We start from the raw sequence: 26881 nt of genomic DNA, 5'->3' as shown, positions 1-26881 counted from the left end.
CGAGCTCCTTATTCCAGCCACAGCAGGGTGTCGCCCGGACTCACCGGACGTCCTGCCTGGCAGGCGATGCGTTTCACCGTGCCTGCCTGCGGCGCGACAATCGCCAGTTCCATCTTCATCGCTTCGACGATGATCAGCGTTTGACCGGCCTCCACCGCGTCACCCGGCTGCACCAGCACTTTCCAGATGTTGCCGTTCATATCGGCGCACACTGCCAGCGCATCTTCATCGGCTTCCGGGGCGATCAGCGTCTCTTCACTGGTAAGTGGCGCGTTCTGCTCTTCCTGCGCCCACAGCGTTACTTCCTGTTCGAAGGCAGCTGACTGGCGCTGACGGAAGGCAGCTATCGAGTCGGCGTGCTCCGCGAGGAACTGCTGGTGGGCAGCGAAATCAAACAGCGTCTCTTCGATGCGTACTGTGGCTCGCCCTTCGCGGAAGTCATCACGCAGCTGGGTGAGTTCGTCTTCGGTCACCGGATAGAAGCGCACCTGATCGAAAAAGTGCAGCAGCCACGGCTCATCTGCGGCGAACTGATCGTTCTTGAGGAATTTGTTCCAGATTGGCAGCGTGCGGCCCACCAACTGATAGCCGCCTGGCGAGTCCATGCCGTAGATGCACATGTACATGCCGCCGATACCGACCGTGCCTTCCGCGGTGAAGGTACGCGCCGGGCTGTATTTGGAGCTGAGCAGACGATGACGCGGATCGATCGGCACTGCACAAGGCGCACCGAGATAGACATCCCCCAAGCCGAGGATCAGATAGCTGGCGTCGAAAAGAGTGTCACGGACGGCTTCACGACTCTCCAGGCCGTTGATGCGCTGAATAAAATCAACGTTGTTCGGCAGCCATGGCGCAGTGGCACGCACGGTTTCCTGATAACGCTCGACGGCACCGAGTGTGGCGCTGTCTTCAAACGCCATTGGCATCCAGACGATGCGTGAAGGCACCTTCAGCTGGCTGACATCACCGAGTCCGGCTTCCAGTTCCAGCAGCAGAGTCATCAGCTGTTTCTGGCTGAGGATCAGGCTGTCATAGCGCACCTGCAATGAGCGCACGCCAGGCGATAGCTCTTCCACGCCAGGCACCGCACGGTCACGCAGCGCATTCATCAGCAGATGCACACGCAGACGCAGCGCCAGATCCAGTACGTTATCGCCGTACTCAATCAGCACGTATTTATCCCCGGCCTGGCGATACACGGCAGCAGGCGTGGTGGATGTCGCAGGTAATGCCGCCAGCAGGGTAGCAGAGCCGATGTCACTGGCCGCCAGTGAGGGCACCTCAAAGGCTGGCGCATGAGTGCTGCGCAGGGTTTCCACGCTGTGCGCCTGGACTTTCTCCAGCGCCACCGCTTCGTCAGCGCTGATCGGATGGAAGCGAATGCGGTCGCCCGGCTTCACCTGGCCGACTTTCCACAATTCCGCTTTGGCAATCGTCACCGGACAGACAAAGCCGCCGAGGCTTGGGCCGTCATGGGTCAGGATCACCGGGAAGTCACCCGTGAAGTTCACCGCGCCAATCGCGTATTCGCAGTCGTGCACGTTAGAAGGGTGCAGCCCGGCTTCGCCGCCGTTGGCACGTGTCCAGGTCGGTTTCGGTCCGACCAAACGCACACCAAGACGGTTGGAGTTGTAGTGCACCTGCCAGTCGCTGGCGAAGAACTCGTCAATGGCCGCTTGGGTGAAGAAGTCCGGTGCGCCATGCGGACCATACAGCACGCCAATACGCCATTCAGTGCCGTAGTGCGGCACCAGCGCGTGATCCAGCGCTTGCGGCTCACTGACCGGCGCGGGCGTGGTGCAGGCCGCCAACAATGGCTGGGAGATCGGCAGCATATCGGCGACGCGCAGGGTGCGTCCGGCATGGCCGCCAAACTGGCCGAGTGAGAAGGTGGATCGGCTGCCGAGGTACTCCGGCACGTCGAAGCCGTTGCGCACCGCTAAATAGGTGCGGCAACCGCTTTGCGCGCGGCCTAACGTCAGCGTCTGGCCTGCTTTCACGCTGATTGGCTGCCAGTAATCGAGGCTCTCGCCATCCAATTCTGACGGGCAATCGGCTCCGGTCAGGGCAATCACCGCCTCACTGTGGAAACGCAGCGTCGGCCCTTGCAGGGTAAACTCCAGTCCGGCGGCGCTGTCGTGGTTGCCGACAATGCGGTTAGCGAGGCGGAAAGCATAATCATCCATCGGGCCAGAAGGCGGCACGCCGATATCCCAGTAGCCAAGGCGGCCAGGGAAATCCTGGATGCTGCTGAAGGTGCCCGGTTGCAATACTTCAATCACGCTGGCAGACGGGGTAAAGCTGTCGAGAAAACGTGTCCACACTTTGCCGTTGTGGAACGCTTCAGTAGCAACAATCTGGCGCAGATAGTCGAGGTTGGTGGCGATGCCATGCAGCTGGGTGGCATCGAGCGCCTGCTGCATTTTCGCCAGCGCCGCTTCACGCGTTTCGGCGTGAACGATCAGTTTGGCGATCATCGGATCGTAGAACGCTGAAACTTCGGTGCCGGTATCGATCCAGCCATCCACGCGTACGTCTTCCGGGAAACTGACGCCGGTCAGGGTGCCGGGGCTTGGCTGGAAGTTTTTCAACGGATCTTCGGCGTAGATACGCACTTCAATCGACGCGCCTTTGGGGGCCTGCTGCAGACGTGGCCAGTCGATGGCATCACCAGCGGCAACCTTCAGCATGCACTCCACCAGATCGAGGCCGGTCACACACTCTGTCACCGGATGCTCCACCTGCAAGCGGGTGTTCACTTCGAGGAAGTAGAATGCGTCCTGTGCGGCGTCGTAGATGTATTCCACGGTACCGGCACTACGATAGCTGACTAACTCGCCCAGACGCACCGCCGAAGCCAGTAATGCTTCACGTGTGGCCTGCGGCAGGTTCGGTGCCGGGGTCTCTTCCACCACTTTTTGGTTGCGACGCTGCAATGAGCAGTCACGCTCACCGAGCGCGATCACTTTGCCCGTGCCGTCACCAAAAATCTGTACTTCGACGTGGCGTGCGCGGTCGATAAAGCGCTCCAGGAACACGCCTGCATCACTGAAAAACTGCTCGCCGAGACGACGCACGCTTTCCCACGCGTTACGAAGCGCCTCCGCATCGTCACAGCGGGTTAAGCCAATGCCGCCGCCGCCCGCCGTGCTTTTCAGCATCACCGGATAACCGATGTTTTCGGCCGCACCGAGCGCCTCCTCCAGCGAATTGAGCAGCGGCGTGCCTGGTGTCATGGGTACGCCTGCGCTGGCCGCCAGTTCACGCGCACGGTGCTTCAGGCCAAACTCGCCAATCTGCTGCGCCGTCGGGCCAACAAAAGCAATCCCCGCTTCTTCACAGGCGGCGGCAAACGGCAGGCTCTCAGACAGGAAGCCGTAGCCCGGCCAGATGGCTTCCGCGCCGGTCTCTTTGGCGGCGGCCAAAATTTTATCGATGCGCAGATAGCTGTCACTGGCTTTATCGCCACCCAGTGCAATTGCCACATCGGCTTCTTTCACATGGCGCGCGTTACGGTCGGCATCGGAGTAAACGGCAACACTTTTCACGCCGAGGCGTTTGAGGGTACGAATCGCACGGCAGGCGATTTCGCCACGGTTAGCAATCAGAACGGTGCTGAACATGGTTATTTACTCCCCTGAGAGGCCAGCCAGTTACGCCAGCCGCCGAATTCGGTGATCTCCAGCGCCTGCGACAGCACCGCCGGTTCACAGATAAAGCCTTTCACCACCCGGCCATCAGCCAGCGTCAGTGAGCCAATGCCGAGTGGTGCCGGGATTTCCGCCACGAATTCGCCAAAGCGCGCCAGCGGGATATCCCACAGCTCCACGGTGATGGCTGAGCCGCTTTCAGCGCGCAGCAGGCCGGGTTTTTTAATCGGGCCATCAAGCAGGGCAAACAGACGGTAGTGGCTGGCGGTTTGCGTCTCCTCCACCAACACGGCGTTGCGGGTGGTGAGTTGGAAATTCAGCGGCATGCCGGTGAGGTGCGCACCGACCACCGCCACGCGCACGTGATCGGTAGAAACGGGCAATGCGGTATGTTGCATCGGCTGAGCTTTGCCAGTGGCGCCCAACGTCAGCGCCATCTGCTGCTGCCACTTCAGGCCGAAGCCTGAAAGCGCGCGATCCTGCCAGGCAGGCGCGATTAAAGTGATGCCCGCAGGCAGGCCATCGGCGCGGAACGGGCCAGGCAGCGCCAGCGCGCTGAGATCGGCGAGGTTGGTGAAGTTGGTGTAAGTACCGAAGTGTGAGTTGAAGTGCACCGGCTCCTGCTTCATCTCCTCCAGCGTGTGGATGGTAGGTGAGGTTGGTACCACTACTGCGTCAAATTGCGCCAGGGTTTGCTGGATTTGACGTGTCAGTTCAGCACGCAGGTATTCGGCCTGATAAGCTTCAACGGCGGTGTATTTCAGGCCGCTGCTGACAATGCCGTACACCACCGGGTCCATTTCTTCCGGGCGGTTGATCATTTTGCCGACCGCCACGGTGCGTTCAGCGACCCATGGGCCGTAATAGAGTTGTTCGGCGAGCTGGTGGAACGGGGTGAAATCAATCGGGTGCAGCGTGGCACCACCCGCTTGCAGTTGCTCCAGTGCACTCAACCAGGCTGCTTCGGCCTGCTTATCACCAAAGAATTCTGGTGAGGCCGGGATAGCAAAATCTGGCTGCGCTTTAAAGCTGGCTGGCGCAGTGTGTGGGTTGCTGCGCGAGTAGGCGTCTCCGGCATCGTAACCGCCCGCGGCAGTGGCAACGGCGAAAGCATCTTCCACGGTCAGGGCGAAGACGGAAATGGTGTCATTCAAACGGCAGGCAGGTACCACGCCGTTGGCCGAGAACCAGCCTTTGGTGGGTTTCAGACCGACGATGTTGTTAAAGCCCGCCGGGACGCGACCGGAACCGGCGGTATCGGTGCCCAGTGAGAAGCCCACCAGACCGCGCGCCAGCACCGAAGCAGAACCTGAGCTGGAACCGCCGCTAACATATTCAGGGTTAAAGGTGTTACTCACCGCGCCAAACGGAGAACGCGTACCCACTAAACCTGTTGCATACTGGTCGAGGTTGGTTTTGCCGATCACGACTGCACCCGCTGCTTTTAATTGTGCCACCACAAAGGCATCGGCTTCGGCGTGATAAGTGAAGGCTGGACAGGCAGCGCTGGTCGGCCAGCCTGCGACATCGATATTGTCTTTCACCGCAAACGGCACACCAAACAGCGGCAGGGCTGCCGGATTGCGCAGGTAGCTTGCCAGCAGGGGTTCAATTTGTGCCTGTAACTGCGCGGGTGTGGCGAGATAGAGCCAGGCGTTATCCTGCTGGTCGATGGCGTCGAGATGCGCTGCCAGCAATGAACTGATGCACTGAGGGTCCTGCTGGTAGCGGTGTTGCCAATCCTGAAGCGTGTATCCGAAGGTTGATGCCATGAGTGAATTCCAACTGGTATACAAGATGGAATTCAACAGAGCAAAGCGCGTGCCATTTTTGTAAGTAAATGAATAGTTGTAGCTAATTGATATGACATAAGATTTTGTGATGATAATTTGCACAGTCACAGCGCAGACGGTGTGCAATCACGGTGCGCCTGCGTAAATTTTGTGAAGAACATGGCAAGAGATCGATGGCCTGGTTAGCATGAAGGAAGTCTGGCATGAGCTGGACCGCAGCAGAGAGGAGAGCGTAGTGGAGAAGTGGCGTAACTGGATGATAGGGATCTGTCTGGTCAGCACGGCCAGCAGCGTATGGGCCGACTCGCTGGATCAGCAGCGGGCTCGTTATGCGCAAATCAAACAGGCTTGGGATAACAATCAAATGGACCAGGTCTCGCAGCTGATGCCGACGCTGCAGGACTATCCACTCTATCCATATCTGCAATACCGTCTGCTGGCGCAGGACCTCGATCAGGAAACGCCGCTGGCGGTGAAAAATTTTATTCAACAGTATCCGACATTGCCGCCTGCGCGCTCGTTGGCGACACGCTTCGTCAACGTGCTGGCACATCGTCAGGACTGGCAAGGCGTACTGAGCTTTAGCCCGGATGAGCCGAAACCGGTGCAGGCGCGCTGTAACTGGTATTACGCCAAATGGGCCACCGGCCAACAGCAGGTCGCCTTTGACGGCGCGAAATCAATCTGGTTGCGCGGTTCCGCACTGCCGAATGACTGCGATCAGCTGTTCTCAGTGTGGCAAGCATCAGGGCAGATGTCGCCGATTACCATCCTTGAACGTATTCGTTTGGCGATGAAAGCCGGTAACGACAGCCTGGTGAACTACCTCGCCAAAATGCTGCCCGCTGATTACCAAACCACCTCCAGCGCATTGATTGCGTTGCAGCAGAATCCGCAAACCGTCACCACCTTTGCCAGCACTCTTGGCCCGACCGATTTCACCCGTATGGCCACCAGCTATGCCTTTGCCCGCGTCGCGCGTGAAGATATGGACAACGCACGCATGATGATCCCACAGCTGGTTCAGGCGCAAAAGATGAGCCAGGAAGAAGAACAGGATCTGAAAGAGACGGTGGTGTGGCGCATGATGGGCGCTGACCTCACTTCTGAGCAGGCGCGTTGGCGTGATGCGGTGGTGATGAACAGCGAGTCAACGGCACTGATCGAGCGTCGTGTGCGGCTGGCACTGAGTCAGAACGATCGTCGTGGGCTGAACACCTGGATCGCCCGTTTGCCGGTCGAAGCCAAAGAGAAAGATGAGTGGCAATACTGGCAGGCCGATTTGTTGATTTCCCAGGGACGTAAAGAGGAAGCTGAGGAGATTCTGCGTAAGCTGATGCAGGCGCGTGGATTCTATCCGATGGTGGCGGCGCAGCGCCTCGGTGTGGAGTATCCGTTGCAGGTCGATCAGGCCCCGGCGGCAGACAGCTCGGTAGTGCAGGGACCCGAACTGGCGCGCGTGCGTGAGCTGATGTACTGGGGGCTGGATAACCTGGCGCGCAGTGAATGGGCCAATCTGATCTCCAGCAAAAGCCATCCGCAGCAGCAGATGCTGGCGCGTTACGCCAATGAGCAGGATTGGTGGGATCTCAGCGTTCAGGCCACTATCACCGCGAAAATGTGGGATAGCCTGAAAGAGCGTTTCCCGCTGGCATGGGGCAATCTTTATCAGCAATACACCAGCGGCAAGGGCATCCCGCAGAGCTATGCCATGGCGATTTCTCGCCAGGAAAGTGCCTGGAATCCAAAGGCACGCTCGCCGGTGGGGGCCAGTGGTCTGATGCAGGTGATGCCCGCGACGGCAGCGCATACCGTGAAGATGTATAGCATCCCGGGGTATGTGAACAGCAGCCAGTTGCTGGACCCGCAGACCAATATCCAGATTGGTACGCAGTATCTGGAGTACGTGTATCAGCAGTTCGATCAGAATCGCATTTTCTCGTCGGCGGCCTATAACGCCGGGCCGGGTCGGGTGCGTAGCTGGTTGAATAACAGCGGCGGAAAACTGGATGCGGTGGCGTTTATCGAAACCATTCCGTTCTCAGAAACGCGCGGCTATGTGAAAAACGTACTGGCTTACGATGCTTACTATCGCCACTTCCTTGGCAAACCGGATAAGATTCTCGCTGATGGTGAGTGGAATCGCCGTTACTAGCTGTGCTATGCTTCCGTACTCGCTAATGAGTACGGAAGCCCTTCATGAGCCAACCTCTTACCTCCCAGCCAGATTCGGCTCAGCCTGTTGAAGATAACTGGCTGCGTTTTATCGATTTAATGCAAAACGCTTTTGCCGACGGCGTCTCTTTACCGTTGCTGCAACTGATGATGACACCCGACGAACGTGAAGCCTTTGGCACACGGCTGCGCATTATTGAAGAGTTGATGAACGGTGAGATGAGCCAGCGCGAGTTGAAGAACGAACTCGGTGTGGGGATTGCGACCATTACGCGTGGCTCAAATAGCCTGAAAGAAGCGCCCCCAGAGCTGAAACGCTGGTTGGAAGCGCGCTTGGGTCGCCGTTAACTATTGCTGATAAAGCGGGTGGGTGAACGGGCAGAGGGCCAGAATCAGTGCCTGATGGTAGACGCTGGAGCGGCTCAACAATCCGTGCGTGAAAGCGCCAATCGCACCGCCTTTCTGTTTGATATTCTCCACGCCGGTTAAGCGCGCCATTTCGTCCCCCAACTCATGCCCGGCAGCTAACCCCGCCAATACAACCGATGGTAGGGTGAAGCTAGCGGAACGTGATTCACCGCGCTGCTGGGCGTTTTCAATCACCATCCATGCAAAGGCGCAATCGCCTTCAATACCGGCTTCAATCGCCACCCAATAGTCAGATTCTGGACGTTGCTGACGCGCATTCGCCACACGGGTACGTGCGCCAGTTCGCGTTTCGACATCACTTAACGGCTGCGCGGCGACGCCGCTCTCGACCTCGACCCCTTCAATGTGGCAGGATCCTTCGCCAAAGACGTCGTTGAACGCCTGAGCAATCGCGCGAATTTTTGCCGGGTTGATGGTGGCTGCGACAACATGGTACATAATTGTTTGAACCCTCAAGGCAAATTTGTCGCAGTATAACGGAAATTAAGCATGCTACAGGTCTATCTTGTTCGTCACGGCGAAACGGTATGGAATGCGGCCCGACGCATTCAAGGGCAGTCCGACAGTCCGCTGACGGAAAAAGGTGAGCAACAGGCCCATCAGGTGGGCGAACGCGTTAAATCGCTGGGCATTACCCACGTGATCGCCAGCGATTTAGGACGTACGCGCCGCACCGCTGAGATCATCGCCGACGCTTGCGGTTGTGCGGTGACGCTGGATGCGCGCTTGCGTGAGCTCAACATGGGCTGTCTGGAACAGCGTCCTCTCGATGGGCTGACACCAGAAGAGGAGAGCTGGCGAAAAACGCTGGTGGACGGCACCGAAGGTGGTCGTATACCGGGTGGTGAATCGATGCTGGAGATGGCCACGCGCATGCATGAAGCGCTGAATGCCTTGCTGGAACTGCCAGCGGGCAGCCGCCCGCTGATTGTCAGCCACGGTATGGCTTTGGGTGTGCTGGTCAGTACTATCCTTGGTTTACCGGCGCATGCTGAACGTCGCTTACGCCTGCGCAACTGCTCGATTTCACGCGTGGATCATCAGCATAGCGCCTGGCTGGCAGCGGGTTGGGTGGTAGAGACAGCTGGCGATGTGTCGCATCTGGATGCCCCTGCGCTGGATGAGTTACAGCGTTAATTGTCATCCGGTTTCGGTGCGCATGAATGCGTACCTTACAAATTCATGGGGCGTGATGAATGCGCACCTTACGAATTCGTGAGGCCGTGATGAACGCGCACGCTGTAAAATCGTAGGGGCGTCATTTATGACGACCGGCCGTTATTAAGGCCAAAAAAATGCCATCATCTTGATGGCATTTTCATATCAGCGATTCTGCTGTGGACGAATCGGAATCAGGTATTCACAACGGATTTCCGTTGGCGGCTCGCTGCGTTTTTTACCACCATGGGTGAAGAAGCGCTCAATATCCTGACCCTGACGGCGTACCAGTCCGAGCGTTGGCATGCAGGTGCCATACAGCAGCAAGATGAACTCCTGCAAGGCGCTGCGCGGGCCGTTGTATGTGAACTGCACGTAGTCACCTGCTTCCAGAATCACGCTCTGATTCGACTGCATACTCAGCGCCTGTTGATCGGATGGGACCGCAGTGGTGTAAAGAATCTCCTGCTCATCATCCTTCTCATGGCTGGCTCGCACCTGATGCAAACCGTACAACACCGGGGGTACGGTGTCGGTTTCCAGCAGGAACTGTTTCCAGAAATGAATGCGCATCTCATCGCGGTAGCTAGAAATTTGTTCCAGCGTGCAGGTGTAACTCTGCGTTTGTCCCACCAACACCGTTTCCGGCAGCGTGACAAATTGGGCTTCCGGCATGTGGTGATCGTCAAGACGGATCGGCGGGCGAATGCCGAACGAATTCCACTCCGATGAGCGACGATACCAGGCGGGCGTTTGATTAAACTGCTTTTTAAACGCGCGGGTGAAGGTCTGCTGCGAATCGAAGCGATATTGTAAAGCGATGTCGAGGATTGGGCGGCTGGTGAGGCGCAGAGCCACAGCGGCTTTCGACAGACGACGCGCGCGGATGTAAGCACCGATGGCGTGGCTCGTCACTTCCTTGAACATACGCTGCAAGTGCCACTTGGAGTAGCCCGCTTTCAACGCAACATTATCGAGTGAAAGGGGTTGATCCAGATGGCTCTCCAGCCAGACAAGCAAATCGCGAATGATACCGGCTTGGTCCATAAAACATCCTCATAACTCTCTGGTGGCGCAACTATGAAGTCGTCGAATAATAGCACGAAATGCACAAAAGCGTGGGGGCGGTTTGTCAATCGGCTGTGCTAAATCAATGCGGGTTACAACCCGTTTAGGTTTGGTTCCGGGTTCGATTGACAGTACATTACAGTCTCATCTATTCGATTGCCAATGGTAACTCAATGACAATAACTCGCTTTCTTATAATCACGCTTGCAACTTGTATCTTCAGCGCGGGCGTTCAAGCCGAAGAGATCGGCTCGGTAGACACGGTTTTCAAGATGTTTGGCCCCGACCATAAGATCGTGGTGGAAGCCTTCGATGACCCCGACGTAAAAAATGTAACCTGTTATATCAGCCGGGCAAAAACCGGTGGGATCAAGGGCGGATTAGGTCTGGCGGAAGACACTTCCGACGCGGCCATCTCATGCCAGCAGGTTGGGCCTGTAGAGCTTAGCGATAAAATCGCGCAAGGCAAGGCGCAGGGTGAAGTGGTGTTCCAAAAACGCACTTCTTTGGTGTTTAAGAAGCTGCAGGTGGTGCGCTTCTATGATCAAAAACGTCATGCGCTGGTTTACCTGAGCTACTCAGATAAAGTGGTAGACGGCTCGCCGAAGAATGCATTGAGCGCCGTGCCGATCATGCCATGGCATTAAGGCATAAAAAAACGCCCAGATGGGCGTTTTTCTTTTACTGCCGTCGCATCAATCCTGCAACTCACCGCAGAAACGATAACCTTCACCATGAATGGTGGCGATGATTTCTGGTGTATCCGGGGTAGATTCAAAATGCTTACGGATGCGGCGGATAGTCACATCCACCGTACGGTCATGTGGCTTCAGCTCACGACCGGTCATCTTCTTCAGCAGATCACCACGGGTTTGGATTTTGCCTGGGTTTTCGCAGAAGTGCAGCATCGCGCGGAACTCACTGCGCGGAAGCTTGTACTGCTCGCCGTTCGGGCTGATCAGTGAGCGGCTGTTGATATCCAGCTCCCAGCCGTTAAAGCGATAGCTCTCCACCGTGCGGCGTTCTTCACTCGGCATGGCCAGATTCATAGTACGCGACAACAGGTTGCGCGCACGGATCGTCAGCTCACGAGGATTGAACGGCTTGGTGATGTAATCATCGGCACCGATTTCCAGACCGAGGATTTTGTCCACTTCGTTATCACGGCCCGTCAGGAACATAAGTGCAACGTTTGCTTGTTCACGCAGCTCGCGCGCCAGCAGCAAACCGTTTTTACCTGGCAGGTTGATGTCCATGATGACCAGGTTGACGTCATTTTCCGTCAGAACCTGGTGCATCTCGGCACCGTCGGTGGCTTCATAGACCACGTAACCTTCCGCTTCAAAAATACTTTTGAGGGTGTTACGCGTGACCAGTTCGTCTTCAACGATAAGAATGTGCGGGGTCTGCATGTTTCGCTACCTAAAATTTGCCAACAAATCGAAAACAGGGCGTACGGTGGCTGCTAAACCTGTTCACGCAGAACAGTGTGCCTTGTGCAACCGGTGTACGAAATAATCTTCGGAATACACCATCCATCAACGTCAACTTCAGTGTTAGCTCAGCCAGTCAGGATGAATATTTGCGTGCCCCGTGGGTATCGGACTGGCACTTATCCTAACCGTATTAACAGCAACCTAACAGCACCAACAACAACCGATAAGCATAAAAACAACGCTTCGTTGACTTATATCAAATGCAAGTGTAGCACGTTAACACTTTTATGAAAAACTTCTCCAGGAATGCCAGCTTAGCTCACAAAAAGCAGCATTTTTGCTACATTTCAGCTGCATATTAGTAAAACTAAAAGCTGCAGGAAATAATATTTCAATGATATGAAAAATAATAGTTTTATATTAATTAAGCTGGGAAATTTAGCTTATATCTGAAAATCTTATCTACTCATAACTTTTATACGCTTTTAACATCCTTAACATCTTATTTTCTCTTTACCCTGCGGTTGGTATTTTTGTCCCTGCATGCCAACATAGGGCGAGTTGTTAACAGTTCGATGGAAAAATCATGCATTTCCCCCTGATCCTTGTTTCACCCGCCCGCCCAGAAAATATCGGCGCGGCAGCCCGCGCGATGAAAACCATGGGTTTTAGTGAATTGCGCATCGTTGCCAGTGACGCCTGGCAAGATCCGGCCGCGCGTCGTGTGGCGCACGGTGCTGGAGAAATCCTCGATAACGTTAAATCCTATGCCACTTTGAGTGAGGCATTGGCGGACGTTGATTTCTCCGTGGCGACGACCGCACGCAGTCGCGCCAAGTTTCGCTACTATGCGACACCCACACAGGTCGAAAGCATTTTGCAGGAGAAGCGCCAGTGGCTGAGCCGTATCGCACTGGTGTTTGGCCGTGAAGACAGCGGCTTGACGAATGAAGAGTTGGAACAGGTGGACTTGCTGACCGGTATCCCGATGGCCAATGACTATCCTTCACTCAATCTGGGTCAGGCGGTGATGGTTTACTGCTATCAGCTCTCCGCGTTAAATCAGGTGGCGGTTGAACAGCATGAAGCGGCCAATGAACATCAGTTGCAGGCGCTACGTGAACGCTTCCATCAGTTGTTAGTGAAGCTGGACGTCAGTGATGATGCCAAAATGGCGGACTGGATAGATCAACGTATTGGGCTGCTGGAACAGCGTGACAGTGCCATGTTGCATCGACTGCTACATGATGTAGAAAAAAAACTTATAGATAAATAATCGGTAAATATCCGTTTTCTTAGTGACAGATCGGGATACTTGGCCATCTGCTGAACGATCCCGATATGAATCGAGGTGTTGAACGCAGCACTGCGCAGCGTTGACCCATCGACAGCTAAGACAAATTCGTTGACTTAACGTGCGCTTTGCTTTACTTCTGGAAGGCAGACGGACAAGACAAAGACAGACAGAAAAAATCTCAATGCGTAATCACAGCCTGAACACCACAATTATTATTACCACCACCATTACCACAGGTAACGGTGCGGGCTGACGCATACAGGAAAAACAAAGAAAAAAGCCCGCACCTAAACAGTGCGGGCTTTTTTTTCGGCAAAAATTCAGGAGAGCTTCAATCATGCGAGTGCTGAAATTCGGCGGAACCTCAGTAGCCAATGCGGAACGTTTTCTCCGCGTGGCAGATATTCTGGAAAGCAACGCGCAACAGGGACAGGTTGCCACCGTGCTCTCTGCGCCAGCGAAAATCACCAATCATCTGGTGGCGATGATTGAGAAAACCATTAGCGGCCAGGACGCACTGCCGAATATCAGCGATGCCGAACGGATTTTTGCCGACCTGCTACAAGGCCTGGCGGAGGCTCAGCCGGGCTTCGATTACGATGGACTGAAAACCCGCATTGAGCTGGAGTTTGCCCAGCTGAAGCAAGTGCTGCACGGCATCAGCTTGCTGGGCCAGTGCCCAGATGCGGTCAATGCCGCCATTATCTGCCGTGGTGAGAAGCTCTCTATCGCCATCATGGAGGCGCTACTTCAGGCGCGCGGTCACAAAGTGACGGTGATTGACCCGGTTGAGAAACTGCTGGCTGTCGGTCATTACCTCGAGTCCACTGTGGATATCGCCGAATCCACCCGCCGCATCGCAGCCAGCCAGATTCCGACCGATCACATGATCTTGATGGCCGGTTTCACTGCCGGTAATGAGAAAGGTGAACTCGTGGTGCTGGGCCGTAATGGCTCTGACTACTCGGCAGCGGTGCTGGCGGCGTGCTTGCGTGCCGACTGTTGTGAGATCTGGACTGATGTAGACGGCGTCTATACTTGCGACCCGCGCCAGGTGCCGGATGCGCGACTGCTGAAGTCGATGTCCTACCAGGAAGCGATGGAGCTGTCTTACTTCGGTGCTAAAGTGCTTCATCCTCGTACCATCGCCCCCATTGCTCAGTTCCAGATTCCATGCCTAATCAAAAATACCGCCAACCCGCAAGCGCCTGGCACCTTAATCGGTGGAGAAGGCGAGTTGGATGAGAACCCAGTGAAGGGCATCACCAATCTCAACAACATGGCGATGTTCAACGTCTCCGGTCCGGGGATGAAAGGGATGGTCGGCATGGCGGCACGCGTGTTTGCGGCGATGTCGCGCACTGGTATCTCAGTCGTACTGATTACCCAATCCTCTTCGGAGTACAGCATCAGCTTCTGTGTACCGCAGAGCGAGCAGGCGCGTGCCCGCCGCGTATTAGAAGAAGAGTTCTATCTGGAATTGAAAGATGGCCTGCTGGATCCGCTCGATGTGCTGGAGCAGCTGGCGGTGATCTCGGTGGTCGGCGATGGTATGCGCACCTTGCGCGGCATCTCGGCCAAATTCTTCTCCGCGCTGGCTCGCGCCAACATCAACATCGTCGCGATTGCCCAAGGCTCCTCTGAGCGTTCCATCTCGGTGGTGGTAAGCAATGATGAAGTCACCACTGGCGTTCGTGTGGTGCATCAGATGTTGTTCGCCACCGACCAGGTCATTGAAGTGTTTGTAGTGGGGGTGGGCGGTGTCGGCGCGGCGTTGCTGGAGCAGCTGCATCGTCAGCAGGCATGGCTGAAAGAGAAGCATATCGACCTGCGCGTGTGCGGCATCGCCAATTCGCGTGCGCTGTTAACTAACGTGCACGGTATCGATCTCAGCAATTGGAAAGGCGCACTGAGCGAAGCCAAAGAGCCGTTCAACCTGGGGCGCCTGATGCGTCTCGTGAAGGAGTATCACCTGCTGAACCCGGTGATCGTGGACTGTACTTCCAGCCAGGCGGTGGCCGATCAGTATGCCGATTTCCTCGCAGAGGGCTTCCACGTGGTGACGCCTAACAAGAAGGCCAACACCTCATCCTGGAACTATTACCAGCAGATGCGCGCGGCAGCCGCCAAGTCGCGTCGTAAATTCCTGTACGACACTAACGTCGGTGCTGGTTTGCCGGTGATCGAAAACCTACAAAATCTGCTGAATGCCGGTGACGAGCTGATCAAATTCTCCGGTATCCTCTCCGGTTCGCTCTCCTTTATCTTTGGCAAGCTGGATGAAGGTGTCTCGCTGTCAGAAGCGACCAAAATGGCACGTGAGATGGGCTTTACCGAGCCGGACCCGCGTGACGATCTCTCTGGCACCGATGTGGCGCGTAAGCTGCTGATTCTGGCGCGCGAAGCGGGCCATCAGTTGGAGCTGAGCGATATCGAGATCGAGCCTCTGCTGCCGGCTGAGCTAACCGACATCGCCGACGTTGAGCAATTTATGGCGCGTTTGCCGGAGTTGGATGATGCCTTTGCCGCCCGCGTTGCCAAAGCACGTGATGAAGGTAAAGTGTTACGCTTCGTCGGCGCCATTGAGGAAGGCGGCATTTGCAAAGTGAAAATTGATGCGGTGGACGGCAACGATCCGCTGTACAAAGTGAAGAACGGCGAGAACGCGCTGGCGTTTTATAGCCGCTATTATCAGCCGATCCCGCTGGTTCTGCGTGGATACGGTGCAGGGAATGATGTCACAGCGGCCGGCGTCTTTGCCGATCTGCTGCGTACACTGTCGTGGAAGTTGGGAGTTTGATGATGGTAAAAATTTATGCACCGGCCTCGATTGGTAACGTCAGCGTCGGCTTTGATGTGCTGGGCGCGGCAGTTTCGCCGGTGGATGGCACCCTGCTGGGTGACTGCGTATCCGTGGAAGCGGCAGACAGCTTCAGCCTGGTAAATACCGGGCGCTTTGTCAGCAAGCTGCCCACCAATCCGCAAGAGAACATTGTTTACCAGTGCTGGGAACGTTTCTGCCAAGCGATTGGCAAAGAAGTGCCTGTCGCGATGACGCTGGAAAAGAACATGCCGATCGGTTCAGGCTTGGGTTCCAGCGCCTGTTCAGTGGTCGCGGGTTTGATGGCGATGAACGAGTTTTGCGGCAAGCCCTTAAATGACACCGAACTGCTGGCGCTGATGGGCGAGCTGGAAGGGCGTATTTCTGGCAGCGTGCATTACGACAACGTTGCGCCTTGCTTCCTCGGCGGTGTACAGCTGATGATTGAAGAGAACGGGATCATCAGTCAGGAGGTGCCGTGCTTTGACGACTGGCTGTGGGTGATGGCTTATCCGGGCATCAAAGTCTCCACCGCTGAAGCACGCGCGATTCTGCCTGCGCAGTACCGCAAAGAAGATGCCATCAAACACGGTCGCCTGTTAGCGGGCTTTATTCACGCCTGTCATACCCGTCAGCCGCTGCTGGCAGCTAAACTGATGCAGGACGTGATTGCAGAACCTTACCGCACCAAACTGCTGCCGGGCTTCGCTGAAGCGCGCCAGGCGGCTGCCGACATCGGTGCGTTGGCCTGTGGTATTTCGGGCTCCGGCCCGACACTTTTCGCCGTTTGCAACGAGATGGCAACGGCACAGCGGATGGCAGACTGGCTCAGCCAGCACTATCTGCAGAACGATGAAGGCTTCGTCCATATCTGCCGTCTTGATACGGCTGGCGCACGTAACTTGGGATAACGCATGAAACTCTACAACCTTAAGGATCACAACGAGCAGGTTAGTTTTGCTCAGGCCGTTAAACAGGGCCTCGGCTCGCAGCAAGGGCTGTTCTTCCCGCTCGAACTGCCGGAATTTGAACTGACCGACATCGATGCGATGCTGGAGATGGATTTCGTCAGCCGCAGCAGTAAAATCCTCTCTGCTTATATTGGCGACGAGATTGCCGCGCACCAGCTGGCTGAGCGCGTGAAAAACGCCTTTGCCTTCCCGGCGCCGGTGGCGAAAGTCAGTGACGATGTGGCGTGCCTCGAACTGTTCCACGGTCCAACGCTGGCATTCAAAGACTTCGGCGGCCGCTTCATGGCACAGATGCTCTCTTATGTGTCGGGCGCTGATGAGCAGATCACCATTCTGACCGCGACCTCCGGTGACACCGGCGCCGCCGTGGCTCATGCGTTCTACGGCATGGAAAACGTGCGCGTCGTTATCCTCTATCCGCAGGGCAAAATCAGCCCGCTGCAGGAAAAACTGTTCTGTACGCTGGGCGGCAACATTGAAACCATCGCGGTGGACGGCGATTTCGATGCCTGCCAGGCGCTGGTGAAGCAGGCGTTTGATGATGAAGAGCTGAAGAAGGCAATTGGCCTGAACTCAGCGAACTCCATCAACATCAGCCGTCTGCTGGCACAGATCTGCTACTACTTCGAAGCGGTAGCGCAGTTGCCACAAGAGCAGCGTAACCAGTTGGTGGTCTCCGTACCAAGCGGTAACTTTGGCGACCTGACCGCTGGCCTGCTGGCGAAATCCCTCGGCTTGCCGATCAAGCGTTTCATTGCGGCAACTAACGCTAACGACACCGTGCCACGTTTCCTTGGCAACGGTGAATGGCAGCCCAATGCCACTGTGGCAACCTTGTCGAATGCGATGGATGTCAGCCAGCCAAATAACTGGCCGCGCGTAGAAGAGTTGTTCCGTCGTAAAACCTGGCGCCTGACCGATCTGGCTTCTGGCGCGGTATCGGATGAGACCACCAAAGCCACCATGCGCGAGCTGGCGGAGATTGGCTATATCTCTGAGCCGCACGCGGCGATTGCCTATCGCATGCTGCGCGACAACCTGCAGGAAGGCGAATTCGGCCTGTTCCTCGGCACTGCGCATCCGGCCAAGTTCAAAGAGAGCGTGGACGAGATTCTGGGTCAGGAATTGCCGTTGCCAAAAGAGCTGGCAGAGCGCGCTGAGCTGCCACTGCTATCGCATAACATGGCGGCAGACTTCGCTGAACTGCGTAAGTTCTTGATGAAGTAATGCAAACAGGCGCGCGACCATGCGCGTTTTGAAGAGTAAGGTCGCCATGATGGCGACCTTTTTTTATTTCTGCTCGTGGCGCTTAAACACCAGCTCGTTACCTTTGCTCTCATCAGCCGCAAAGAAGTAGCCATCAACATCAAACTGTTTCAGTTGCTCTGGCTTGCTCAGGCGGTTCTGAATGACATAGCGGCTCATCAATCCACGCGCTTTCTTAGCGTAGAAGCTGATAACCTTAAACTTGCCGTTCTTCTCATCAAGGAACACCGGTTTGATCAACTCACCGTTGAGCTGCTTTGGCTTCACCGCTTTGAAGTACTCATCGGACGCCAAGTTGATCAGCACCTCATCGCCTTGCTCGGCCATCGCGTCATTGAGCTTCTGCGTCAATAAATCACCCCAGAAACCGTAGAGATCTTTCGCCGCCGGGTTGGCCAGCTTGATGCCCATTTCCAGGCGGTAAGGCTGCATCAAATCCAGCGGACGTAGCACGCCGTATAAACCGGACAGCATGCGCAGATGCTCCTGAGCGAAATCGAAATCTGCCTCACTGAAGGTTTCGGCCTGCAAGCCGGTGTACACGTCACCTTTAAACGCCAGAATCGCCTGACGTGCATTATCCAGCGTGAAGGGTGGTTGCCATTGGTTAAAACGCTCAGCGTTCAGATGCGCCAGTTTGTCGCTGATGCTCATAAGAGAGCTAATCTGCGCCGGTGAGAGATCGCGCGCAACATCGATAAGCTGTTGTGACTTTTCTAACAGTGTTGACTGCGTAAAACGCTGTGTCGCCAGCGGGCTTTCAAAATCCAGTGTCTTCGCTGGCGAGATAACCATCAGCATCGTGTTTATCCTTGTTGACCCGCCTGTTTACAGGGGAATAGTGGGAATTAAGTTGCGACGAGTGTAGCAAAAAAGCTGCACGGATCGGCAAATCGCTCCCATTTGTTGACGCTATCGTAATGGGGCACTTCGTGATGTTGCGCACGGACTCGTGCGTGATATTATCGCAACAGCCTTTTACACCCTGACAGTCAACCTAAGAGAAAGAGAACCATGACGGACAAACTTACTTCCTTGCGTCAGCTGACTACTGTGGTCGCCGACACCGGTGATATCGCGGCGATGAAGCTTTATCAGCCGCAAGATGCGACCACCAACCCTTCTTTGATCCTCAACGCCGCTCAAATCCCTGAATACCGCAAACTGATTGACGAAGCCATTACCTGGGCACGTCAGCAGAGCAGCAACAAAGAAGAGCAGCTGGCACTGGTTTCTGACAAGCTGGCCGTCAACATTGGTCTGGAAATTCTGAAACTGATCCCAGGCCGTATCTCTACCGAAGTTGACGCACGTCTCTCTTACGACACCGAAGCGAGCATCGCGAAGGCGCGTAGCCTGATCAAACTGTACAACGATGCGGGCATCAGCAACGACCGTATCCTGATCAAACTGGCTTCAACCTGGCAGGGCATCCGTGCTGCTGAGCAGCTGGAAAAAGAAGGCATCAACTGTAACCTGACGCTGCTGTTCTCCTTCGCGCAGGCACGTGCTTGTGCTGAAGCGGGCGTGTTCCTGATCTCGCCATTCGTGGGCCGTATCCTCGACTGGTACAAGCAGAACACCGATAAGAAAGAGTACGCAGCACACGAAGATCCAGGCGTGGTGTCTGTGGCGGAAATCTACAACTATTACAAACAGCACGGTTATGAAACTGTGGTAATGGGTGCCAGCTTCCGTAACGTCGGTGAAATCATTGAGCTGGCTGGTTGCGACCGTCTGACCATCTCTCCGGGCCTGCTGAAAGAGCTGGCTGAGAGCGAAGGGACTGTTGAGCGTAAGCTGAGCTACACCGGTGAAGTCAAAGCGCGTCCAGCGAAAATGACCGAAGCTGAGTTCTTCTGGCAGCACAACCAGGATCCTATGGCCGTGACCAAACTGGCTGAAGGCATCCGCAACTTTGCCATCGATCAGGGCAAACTTGAGAAGATGATCGCCGAACTGCTGTAAGGTGATTTACCGTGGCGGCAGCTGTCGCCACGGTTTTACGCTTTTCCCTCGACTCCCCTTTGTATTATCCTCTTAGCATCCCCCTTTATTTGCCGCCTTGCGGTCAACCACAGCGATAACTCAATGGATACTTTACGTATTGGATTAATTTCCGTTTCCGATCGTGCTGCTAACGGCATCTATCAAGATCAGGGCATTCCGGCACTGGAAAGCTGGCTCGCCGCCGCGCTGACTACGCCATTTGAAATCGAAACCCGCTTGGTGCCCGATGAGCAACCGATGATTGAGCAGGCGATTTGTGAACTGGTCGATGAACTGTTCTGCAACCTGGTGTTGACCACCGGCGGAACTGGACCAGCGCGCCGTGATGTCACTCCCGATGCCACTTTGGCGGTGGCCGACCGTGAAATGCCGGGCTTCGGCGAACAGATGCGCCAAATCAGCCTGCAATTTGTGCCCACCGCGATTCTCTCGCGCCAGGTAGGGGTGATCCGTAAGCAGTCTCTGATCCTCAATCTGCCGGGCCAGCCAAAATCCATTAAAGAAACCCTCGAAGGACTGAAAGCGGAAGATGGCACAGTAAAAGTGCCCGGAATTTTTGCAGCTGTACCTTATTGTTTACAGTTACTGGAAGGGCCATATGTGGAGACCCATCCCGAAGTGGTAGCAGCATTCCGCCCTAAAAGTGCACGTCGTGAGACAAACGTCTGAAAATCACCGTTTTGAGGCATAAAATCTAGCGATACTGGTGTGGCAAATTATTGACGGTATAGTAACCCCAGCTTTACAACTATTCTGAATTTGCCTCTGGATACCGCACGATGATGGATGCACATACGACGCGTCGACTTAACGGACAGGATTACAAAACTCTGTCGCTGGCCGCTCTTGGTGGGGCGCTGGAATTCTACGATTTTATTATTTTCGTTTTCTTTGCTGCCGTGATTGGCGAGCTGTTCTTCCCACCCGACATCCCAGAATGGCTGCGTCAGGTTCAGACGTTTGCCATTTTTGCCGCCGGTTATCTGGCGCGTCCATTAGGTGGCATTGTCATGGCACACTTTGGTGACAAAGTCGGGCGCAAGAAGATGTTTAGCCTGAGTATTCTGCTGATGGCACTGCCGACGTTGGCGATGGGCGCACTGCCGACCTATGCCAGCATCGGTATCGCCGCGCCGTTACTGATGTTGCTGATGCGCGTACTGCAAGGTGCCGCGATTGGTGGAGAGGTGCCAGGTGCGTGGGTCTTCGTGGCGGAACATGTGCCAGAAAAACGCATCGGCTTTGCCTGTGGTACGTTGACCGCCGGGTTAACTGCCGGGATTTTACTCGGCTCGCTGGTGGCGACGGTGCTGAACACCACACTTTCACCGGCTGCAATTCGCGATCACGGCTGGCGCATTCCATTCTTCCTCGGTGGCCTGTTTGGTTTACTGGCGATGTATCTGCGCCGTTGGCTGCATGAAACGCCAGTGTTTCAGCAGATGCAGCAGCGCAAAGCGCTGTCTGAAAAGCTGCCGCTGCAAACCATCCTCGCTAGCCACAAACGCGGTATTGTGATCTCCATGTTGCTGACCTGGCTGCTCTCTGCCTGTATTGTCGTTGTCATTCTGATGGCGCCAACGCTGATGCAGAAACAGCATGGCATCCCTGCGGCATTGAGTCTGCAAGCCAACAGCGTCGCCACCATTATGCTGCTATTTGGCTGTGTGATAGCGGGCTGGCTGGTGGATCGCTTTGGTGCTGCGCTGACGCTGATTATCGGCTCATTGCTGCTGGCTATCTTTAGCTGGAACTTCTTCCATCAATTGGGTGGTTCACCGGAGATGCTGTTTGTCTGGTATGGACTGGCGGGATTGAGCGTTGGCGTGGTGGGTGTGGTGCCCTTTGTGATGGTTAAAGCCTTCCCGGCAGCGGTGCGTTTCACCGGCATCTCCTTCTCTTACAATGTGGCCTATGCGATTTTCGGTGGTCTGACGCCAATCAGCGTGACGTTAATGATGCAGCTCACGCCGATGGCTCCAGCATGGTATGTGCTGGCGCTGGCACTGATTGGCCTGCTGGTTGGACTCTGGTTGCAGAGTGAAAAGCAGCGCGAATCCATACTGAATCAAGTGAATGTGTAATCAAAGGCGCGTAAGCGCCTTTTTCTTTTCCGCATTTTTTTAAAATTATTTTAGTTTTAACCCTTGATGCGCTCTGAAGCGGCCCCATTTAGTTGTCATCGAGTGATGTCAGGCAGTAAAAAAAGCCTGTCACAGCAGTTGAAAAAGGCCAGTTTGGCCGCACATCTGCTAACAACGCTAATTGACAAAGAATTTAAGTGGGAGACGTTTAGATGGGTAAGATTATTGGTATTGACTTGGGTACAACCAACTCATGTGTTGCGGTTATGGATGGTGGTAAAGCACGTGTGCTTGAAAACGCCGAAGGCGATCGCACCACACCTTCAATTATTGCATATACACAAGATGGCGAAACTCTGGTCGGTCAGCCGGCTAAACGTCAGGCGGTGACTAACCCGCAGAACACATTGTTCGCCATCAAACGCCTGATCGGTCGTCGTTTCCAGGACGAAGAAGTGCAGCGTGATATCAAAATCATGCCGTACAAAATTATCGGTTCTGATAACGGTGACGCATGGTTGAACGTGAAAGACCAGAAAATGGCACCACCGCAGATCTCTGCTGAAGTGCTGAAAAAGATGAAGAAAACCGCGGAAGATTTCCTCGGTGAAGCGGTAACCGAAGCGGTTATCACTGTTCCAGCTTACTTCAACGATGCACAGCGTCAGGCAACTAAAGATGCCGGCCGCATCGCGGGTCTGGACGTAAAACGTATTATCAACGAACCAACCGCAGCCGCACTGGCATACGGTCTGGATAAAGGTCAGGGCAACCGTACTATCGCGGTATATGACCTGGGTGGTGGTACTTTCGATATCTCTATCATCGAAATCGATGAAGTTGATGGCGAGAAAACCTTCGAAGTGCTGGCAACCAATGGTGATACTCACCTCGGTGGTGAAGACTTCGATAGCCGTCTGATCAACTACTTAGTAGCAGAATTCAAGAAAGACCAGGGCATCGATCTTCACAACGATCCGCTGGCGATGCAGCGTCTGAAAGAAGCCGCTGAGAAAGCAAAAATTGAGCTGTCTTCTGCTCAGCAGACCGACGTTAACCTGCCGTACATCACGGCGGATGCGACTGGTCCTAAGCACCTGAACATCAAAGTGACCCGTGCGAAACTGGAATCACTGGTTGAAGATCTGGTGACCCGTTCTATTGAGCCACTGAAAGTTGCTCTGCAGGACGCTGGCCTGTCTGTTTCTGACATCAACGACGTGATTCTCGTCGGTGGTCAGACACGTATGCCAATGGTTCAGGCCAAAGTCACTGAGTTCTTCGGTAAAGAGCCACGTAAAGACGTGAACCCAGATGAAGCGGTTGCTGTGGGTGCTGCGGTTCAGGGCGGTGTATTGGCCGGTGAAGTAAAAGACGTTCTGCTGCTGGACGTAACCCCGCTGTCGCTGGGTATCGAAACCATGGGTGGCGTGATGACTTCGCTGATCAGCAAGAACACCACTATCCCAACCAAGCACAGCCAAGTGTTCTCGACCGCTGAAGATAACCAGTCTGCCGTGACCATTCACGTGCTGCAGGGTGAGCGTAAGCGTTCAGGTGATAACAAGTCACTGGGCCAGTTCAACCTCGACGGTATCCAGGCTGCACCGCGCGGTATGCCGCAGATCGAAGTGACCTTCGATATCGATGCCGATGGTATCCTGCACGTGTCTGCGAAAGACAAAAACAGCGGTAAAGAGCAGAAGATCACCATCAAAGCTTCTTCAGGTCTGAACGAAGAAGAGATCGAAAAAATGGTGCGTGACGCAGAAGCCAACGCCGAGTCTGACCGTAAGTTCGAAGAGCTGGTACAGACCCGCAACCAGGGTGATCAGATTTCTCACAGCACCCGTAAGCAGTTGGATGAAGCCGGTGACAAACTGTCTGCTGAAGACAAAGCACCGATCGAATCTGCGCTGACCGAGCTGAACACTGCGCTGAAAGGCGAAGATAAAGCGGAAATCGAAGCCAAAATGCAGGCTCTGATGGAAGTTTCAAGCAAACTGATGGAACTGGCTCAGCAGCAAGGCCAGGCGGGCGCAGCGGATGCTGGCGACGCTTCAGCGAAGAAAGATGACGATGTTGTCGACGCTGAATTCGAAGAAGTTAAAGATAAAAAATAATTGCCCCTGACCGGGCGCGACGGCTGGCCTGACAGCCGTTGAAACCAGCACGGGCGTAGGAGATCTCTCCACGCCCGTGCGATCATGTTAAGGGCAGAACAAAATGGCTAAGAGTGATTTTTACGAGATCTTAGGCGTCTCTAAATCCGCAGATGAGCGTGAAATCAAAAAGGCTTACAAGCGCCTGGCGATGAAATACCATCCGGACCGTAACCCGGACAATAAAGAAGCCGAAGCTAAGTTTAAAGAGATTAAAGAAGCCTACGAAATCCTGACCGATGCGCAAAAGCGTGCGGCCTATGACCAGTACGGCCATGCAGCCTTCGAACAGGGTGGCATGGGCGGTGGTGGATTCGGTGGCGGCGGCGGTGCCGACTTCAGCGATATCTTTGGCGACGTATTTGGCGATATTTTTGGTGGTGGACGCCGTCAGCGCGCTGCCCGTGGCGCCGATTTACGCTACAACATGGAGCTGTCGCTGGAAGAAGCGGTACGCGGCGTGACCAAAGAGATCCGCATTCCAACCTTGGAAGAGTGTGATGTCTGCCACGGTAGCGGTGCTAAAGCGGGTACCCAGCCACAAACCTGTTCGACCTGTCATGGTGCAGGCCAGGTGCAGATGCGTCAGGGCTTCTTTACCGTACAGCAGGCGTGTCCGACCTGTCACGGTCGTGGTTCGGTGATCAAAGATCCGTGCAATGCCTGTCATGGTCATGGCCGCGTAGAGCGTCAGAAAACCTTGTCAGTCAAAATCCCTGCCGGGGTCGATACGGGTGACCGTATTCGTCTGAGCGGCGAAGGGGAAGCGGGTGAGCATGGTGCACCAGCGGGCGATCTGTACGTTCAGGTCTCGGTGAAGAAACACCCGATCTTCGAACGTGAAGATAACAACCTGTACTGCGAAGTGCCGATCAACTTCGCGATGGCAGCCTTGGGCGGCGAGATTGAAGTGCCGACCCTCGACGGTCGCGTGAAGCTGAAAGTGCCTTCAGAAACGCAAACCGGCAAACTGTTCCGCATGCGCGGTAAAGGCGTGAAGTCGGTTCGCGGTGGCGCGGTGGGCGATCTGCTGTGTCGTGTGGTGGTGGAAACCCCAGTCAGCCTGAACGACAAACAGAAAGCCTTACTGCGTGAGCTGGAAGAGAGCTTTGGTGGCCCAACGGGTGAGAAAAACAGCCCGCGCTCTAAAAGCTTCTTCGATGGCGTGAAAAAGTTCTTTGACGATCTGACCCGCTAATCGGGTAAGTGGTTCACAATGAAGCGGGGAGGCGACTCCCCGCTTTTTTTATCGCTGTAATTTTATAGATCGGTATTACCGATCCATAAACGAGATATAAGCTGCTTTTAACGAGGTATTTACGCCGCTAAACTAGCCGCTAAAAATTGTCCTGCTCAGGAGGAGTTGTGAACAAACCCCGTAGTATTCGAAGCTTACTGAAGAGCTTTATCGCAAGTGATGCCAGCAACGGCATCGTGCTGATTCTTGCCGCCGTTGCGGCGATGATCCTCGCTAACAGTGCAGAAACCGCGCAAGGGTACCAATCGTTCCTCGCTGAGCCGGTGCAAATTCGCTTTGGCGCACTGGATATCAGCAAAAACCTGCTGCTGTGGATCAACGATGCGTTGATGGCATTGTTCTTCTTATTAATCGGCCTTGAAGTGAAGCGAGAGCTGATGATTGGTGAACTAGCCAGTCGCGACCGTGCCGTCTTCCCGGTGATTGCCGCCCTCGGTGGTATGGTGGTTCCCGGCCTGATTTTCTTCGGTTTCAATCATGCTGATGAAATCGCTCGTAACGGCTGGGCAATCCCAACCGCCACAGACATTGCCTTTGCTTTAGGCGTCCTGGCGCTGCTCGGCAGCCGCGTGCCCGCCGCGTTGAAAGTTTTCCTGATGGCACTGGCGATCATCGATGACCTCGGCGCTATCGTGATCATCGCGCTGTTCTATACCAGCGATCTCTCGGTGCTGTCGCTGAGCGTTGCAGCTGGCGCTATCGTATTGCTGGCACTATTGAACCGCTGCGGTGTGCGTAATATTGCGATTTATATGCTGGTGGGCGTGGTGCTGTGGACGGCGGTGCTGAAATCCGGCGTGCATGCCACGCTGGCAGGGGTGATCGTAGGCTTCTTTGTGCCGCTGGAAGAGAAGGATGGTCATTCGCCTGCAGAGCATCTGGCACACGGTTTGATGCCTTGGGTTAACTGGCTGATTCTGCCGCTATTCGCTTTCGCTAACGCCGGTATCTCTTTAAGCGGCATTACCTTTGGCGATGTGCTGTCACCGGAGCCGCTGGGCATTATCCTCGGCCTGCTGATCGGTAAACCGCTGGGCATCACGTTGTTCTGCTGGCTGGCAGTCAAGTGGCGGCTGGCGGTGTTGCCGAACGGCACCACAATACGCGATATCATGGCGATCGGTGTGCTATGCGGTATTGGCTTTACCATGTCGATCTTTATTAGTTCGCTGGCCTTTGACGCCGCACATGAGCAACTGGTGACCTTCTCGAAACTCGGTATCCTCAGTGGCTCGCTGCTGTCGGCAGTGATCGGTTACACGCTGTTGCGTATCAAACTGCGATAAACAGGGAAGGAGGC

21 protein-coding genes and 1 other annotated feature are annotated in these 26881 nt (G+C 55.1%); of the genes, 15 read left to right on the top strand and 6 right to left on the bottom strand.

Annotated features, from left to right (window positions below; translation table 11 throughout):
• Positions 1 to 8 precede the first annotated feature (8 nt).
• Together uca and atzF are read right to left on the bottom strand one after the other, a co-directional pair.
• On the bottom strand, positions 9 to 3626 hold the full coding sequence (uca, locus tag F3J38_RS13475) for an urea carboxylase (protein WP_167139156.1): 3618 nt from the start codon (positions 3624 to 3626) through the stop codon (positions 9 to 11).
• A gap of 2 nt (positions 3627 to 3628) precedes the next feature.
• Positions 3629 to 5425 carry an allophanate hydrolase gene (gene atzF / locus F3J38_RS13470; protein WP_167139154.1) on the bottom strand — a complete coding sequence of 599 codons (1797 nt, stop codon included), beginning with the start codon at positions 5423 to 5425 and terminating at the stop codon, positions 3629 to 3631.
• 256 nt (positions 5426 to 5681) lie between these two features.
• Here atzF and sltY point away from each other — a divergent pair, with 256 nt between their 5' ends.
• Positions 5682 to 7601, top strand: coding sequence for a murein transglycosylase (gene sltY, locus F3J38_RS13465; RefSeq protein ID WP_167139912.1), 1920 nt, complete (start codon positions 5682 to 5684; stop codon positions 7599 to 7601).
• A gap of 44 nt (positions 7602 to 7645) precedes the next feature.
• Positions 7646 to 7969 carry a trp operon repressor gene (gene trpR, locus F3J38_RS13460; protein ID WP_167139152.1) on the top strand — a complete coding sequence of 108 codons (324 nt, stop codon included), beginning with the start codon at positions 7646 to 7648 and terminating at the stop codon, positions 7967 to 7969.
• Here trpR and yjjX read toward each other — a convergent pair whose 3' ends face one another.
• Positions 7970 to 8488, bottom strand: a complete 519-nt coding sequence (yjjX, locus tag F3J38_RS13455) for an inosine/xanthosine triphosphatase (protein WP_167139150.1) — start codon at positions 8486 to 8488, stop codon at positions 7970 to 7972.
• 51 nt (positions 8489 to 8539) lie between these two features.
• Between yjjX and gpmB the strand changes: the two genes are divergently transcribed.
• Positions 8540 to 9187 carry a 2,3-diphosphoglycerate-dependent phosphoglycerate mutase GpmB gene (gpmB, locus tag F3J38_RS13450; RefSeq protein WP_167139148.1) on the top strand — a complete coding sequence of 216 codons (648 nt, stop codon included), beginning with the start codon at positions 8540 to 8542 and terminating at the stop codon, positions 9185 to 9187.
• 186 nt (positions 9188 to 9373) lie between these two features.
• Here the strand turns inward: gpmB and robA are convergent, their stop codons facing one another.
• On the bottom strand, positions 9374 to 10255 hold the full coding sequence (gene robA / locus F3J38_RS13445) for an MDR efflux pump AcrAB transcriptional activator RobA (RefSeq protein ID WP_167139146.1): 882 nt from the start codon (positions 10253 to 10255) through the stop codon (positions 9374 to 9376).
• A 194-nt stretch (positions 10256 to 10449) separates the two neighbouring features.
• Here robA and creA point away from each other — a divergent pair, with 194 nt between their 5' ends.
• Positions 10450 to 10923: a protein CreA gene (gene creA / locus F3J38_RS13440; protein WP_167139144.1), complete on the top strand. Its 474-nt coding sequence runs from the start codon at positions 10450 to 10452 to the stop codon at positions 10921 to 10923.
• A gap of 48 nt (positions 10924 to 10971) precedes the next feature.
• Here creA and arcA read toward each other — a convergent pair whose 3' ends face one another.
• Positions 10972 to 11688 (bottom strand): two-component system response regulator ArcA, encoded by a 717-nt coding sequence (gene arcA / locus F3J38_RS13435; RefSeq protein WP_084933793.1) that lies wholly within the window; start codon positions 11686 to 11688, stop codon positions 10972 to 10974.
• A gap of 610 nt (positions 11689 to 12298) precedes the next feature.
• Between arcA and F3J38_RS13430 the strand changes: the two genes are divergently transcribed.
• The 5 genes from F3J38_RS13430 to thrC all read left to right on the top strand — a co-directional run bounded on the left by F3J38_RS13430 (position 12299) and on the right by thrC (position 18028).
• Positions 12299 to 12988, top strand: coding sequence for a tRNA/rRNA methyltransferase (locus tag F3J38_RS13430; protein WP_167139142.1), 690 nt, complete (start codon positions 12299 to 12301; stop codon positions 12986 to 12988).
• A gap of 202 nt (positions 12989 to 13190) precedes the next feature.
• Complete coding sequence (thrL, locus tag F3J38_RS27945) at positions 13191 to 13262, top strand: thr operon leader peptide (RefSeq protein ID WP_128601299.1); 72 nt, start codon at positions 13191 to 13193, stop codon at positions 13260 to 13262.
• Positions 13198 to 13320 (top strand) — a sequence feature (Thr leader region). (Overlaps the previous gene by 65 nt.)
• Before the next feature lie 26 nt (positions 13321 to 13346).
• Entirely contained in the window at positions 13347 to 15809 is a 2463-nt protein-coding gene (thrA, locus tag F3J38_RS13420) for a bifunctional aspartate kinase/homoserine dehydrogenase I (RefSeq protein WP_167139140.1), read from the top strand.
• A 2-nt stretch (positions 15810 to 15811) separates the two neighbouring features.
• Entirely contained in the window at positions 15812 to 16741 is a 930-nt protein-coding gene (thrB, locus tag F3J38_RS13415; RefSeq protein WP_167139909.1) for a homoserine kinase, read from the top strand.
• 3 nt (positions 16742 to 16744) lie between these two features.
• On the top strand, positions 16745 to 18028 hold the full coding sequence (thrC, locus tag F3J38_RS13410) for a threonine synthase (RefSeq protein WP_167139138.1): 1284 nt from the start codon (positions 16745 to 16747) through the stop codon (positions 18026 to 18028).
• Between the two features lie 63 nt (positions 18029 to 18091).
• On the opposite strand, the gene yaaA is transcribed toward thrC, so the two are convergent.
• Entirely contained in the window at positions 18092 to 18868 is a 777-nt protein-coding gene (yaaA, locus tag F3J38_RS13405; RefSeq protein WP_167139136.1) for a peroxide stress protein YaaA, read from the bottom strand.
• A gap of 213 nt (positions 18869 to 19081) precedes the next feature.
• On the opposite strand from yaaA, the gene tal reads away from it, so the two are divergent.
• The 6 genes from tal to nhaA all read left to right on the top strand — a co-directional run bounded on the left by tal (position 19082) and on the right by nhaA (position 26867).
• Positions 19082 to 20035 (top strand): transaldolase, encoded by a 954-nt coding sequence (gene tal, locus F3J38_RS13400; RefSeq protein ID WP_061718163.1) that lies wholly within the window; start codon positions 19082 to 19084, stop codon positions 20033 to 20035.
• Positions 20036 to 20158: 123 nt separating this feature from the next.
• On the top strand, positions 20159 to 20746 hold the full coding sequence (mog, locus tag F3J38_RS13395; RefSeq protein WP_167139134.1) for a molybdopterin adenylyltransferase: 588 nt from the start codon (positions 20159 to 20161) through the stop codon (positions 20744 to 20746).
• Between the two features lie 113 nt (positions 20747 to 20859).
• Entirely contained in the window at positions 20860 to 22161 is a 1302-nt protein-coding gene (locus F3J38_RS13390) for an MFS transporter (protein ID WP_167139907.1), read from the top strand.
• A gap of 212 nt (positions 22162 to 22373) precedes the next feature.
• Positions 22374 to 24284, top strand: coding sequence for a molecular chaperone DnaK (gene dnaK / locus F3J38_RS13385; protein WP_167139132.1), 1911 nt, complete (start codon positions 22374 to 22376; stop codon positions 24282 to 24284).
• Positions 24285 to 24387: 103 nt separating this feature from the next.
• Positions 24388 to 25521, top strand: a complete 1134-nt coding sequence (dnaJ, locus tag F3J38_RS13380) for a molecular chaperone DnaJ (RefSeq protein WP_167139130.1) — start codon at positions 24388 to 24390, stop codon at positions 25519 to 25521.
• Between the two features lie 167 nt (positions 25522 to 25688).
• Entirely contained in the window at positions 25689 to 26867 is a 1179-nt protein-coding gene (nhaA, locus tag F3J38_RS13375; RefSeq protein ID WP_167139127.1) for a Na+/H+ antiporter NhaA, read from the top strand.
• The last annotated feature ends 14 nt before the right edge of the window (positions 26868 to 26881 follow it).

Source organism: Candidatus Pantoea formicae (assembly GCF_011752625.1).
Lineage (GTDB): Bacteria > Pseudomonadota > Gammaproteobacteria > Enterobacterales > Enterobacteriaceae > Pantoea > Pantoea formicae.
The sequence above is the reverse complement of the archived record's forward strand: the minus strand, read 5'-3'. Positions and strand labels throughout refer to the sequence as shown.

Coding starts and splice junctions, on each gene's coding strand:
- creA (WP_167139144.1), top strand. CDS start 10,450: ATGACAATAACTCGCTTTCTTATAATCACGCTTGCAACTTGTATCTTC.
- arcA (WP_084933793.1), bottom strand. CDS start 11,688: ATGCAGACCCCGCACATTCTTATCGTTGAAGACGAACTGGTCACGCGT.
- tal (WP_061718163.1), top strand. CDS start 19,082: ATGACGGACAAACTTACTTCCTTGCGTCAGCTGACTACTGTGGTCGCC.
- F3J38_RS13430 (WP_167139142.1), top strand. CDS start 12,299: ATGCATTTCCCCCTGATCCTTGTTTCACCCGCCCGCCCAGAAAATATC.
- trpR (WP_167139152.1), top strand. CDS start 7,646: ATGAGCCAACCTCTTACCTCCCAGCCAGATTCGGCTCAGCCTGTTGAA.
- thrB (WP_167139909.1), top strand. CDS start 15,812: ATGGTAAAAATTTATGCACCGGCCTCGATTGGTAACGTCAGCGTCGGC.
- yjjX (WP_167139150.1), bottom strand. CDS start 8,488: ATGTACCATGTTGTCGCAGCCACCATCAACCCGGCAAAAATTCGCGCG.
- atzF (WP_167139154.1), bottom strand. CDS start 5,425: ATGGCATCAACCTTCGGATACACGCTTCAGGATTGGCAACACCGCTAC.
- thrC (WP_167139138.1), top strand. CDS start 16,745: ATGAAACTCTACAACCTTAAGGATCACAACGAGCAGGTTAGTTTTGCT.
- thrA (WP_167139140.1), top strand. CDS start 13,347: ATGCGAGTGCTGAAATTCGGCGGAACCTCAGTAGCCAATGCGGAACGT.
- mog (WP_167139134.1), top strand. CDS start 20,159: ATGGATACTTTACGTATTGGATTAATTTCCGTTTCCGATCGTGCTGCT.
- yaaA (WP_167139136.1), bottom strand. CDS start 18,868: ATGCTGATGGTTATCTCGCCAGCGAAGACACTGGATTTTGAAAGCCCG.
- dnaK (WP_167139132.1), top strand. CDS start 22,374: ATGGGTAAGATTATTGGTATTGACTTGGGTACAACCAACTCATGTGTT.
- robA (WP_167139146.1), bottom strand. CDS start 10,255: ATGGACCAAGCCGGTATCATTCGCGATTTGCTTGTCTGGCTGGAGAGC.
- gpmB (WP_167139148.1), top strand. CDS start 8,540: ATGCTACAGGTCTATCTTGTTCGTCACGGCGAAACGGTATGGAATGCG.
- F3J38_RS13390 (WP_167139907.1), top strand. CDS start 20,860: ATGGATGCACATACGACGCGTCGACTTAACGGACAGGATTACAAAACT.
- dnaJ (WP_167139130.1), top strand. CDS start 24,388: ATGGCTAAGAGTGATTTTTACGAGATCTTAGGCGTCTCTAAATCCGCA.
- uca (WP_167139156.1), bottom strand. CDS start 3,626: ATGTTCAGCACCGTTCTGATTGCTAACCGTGGCGAAATCGCCTGCCGT.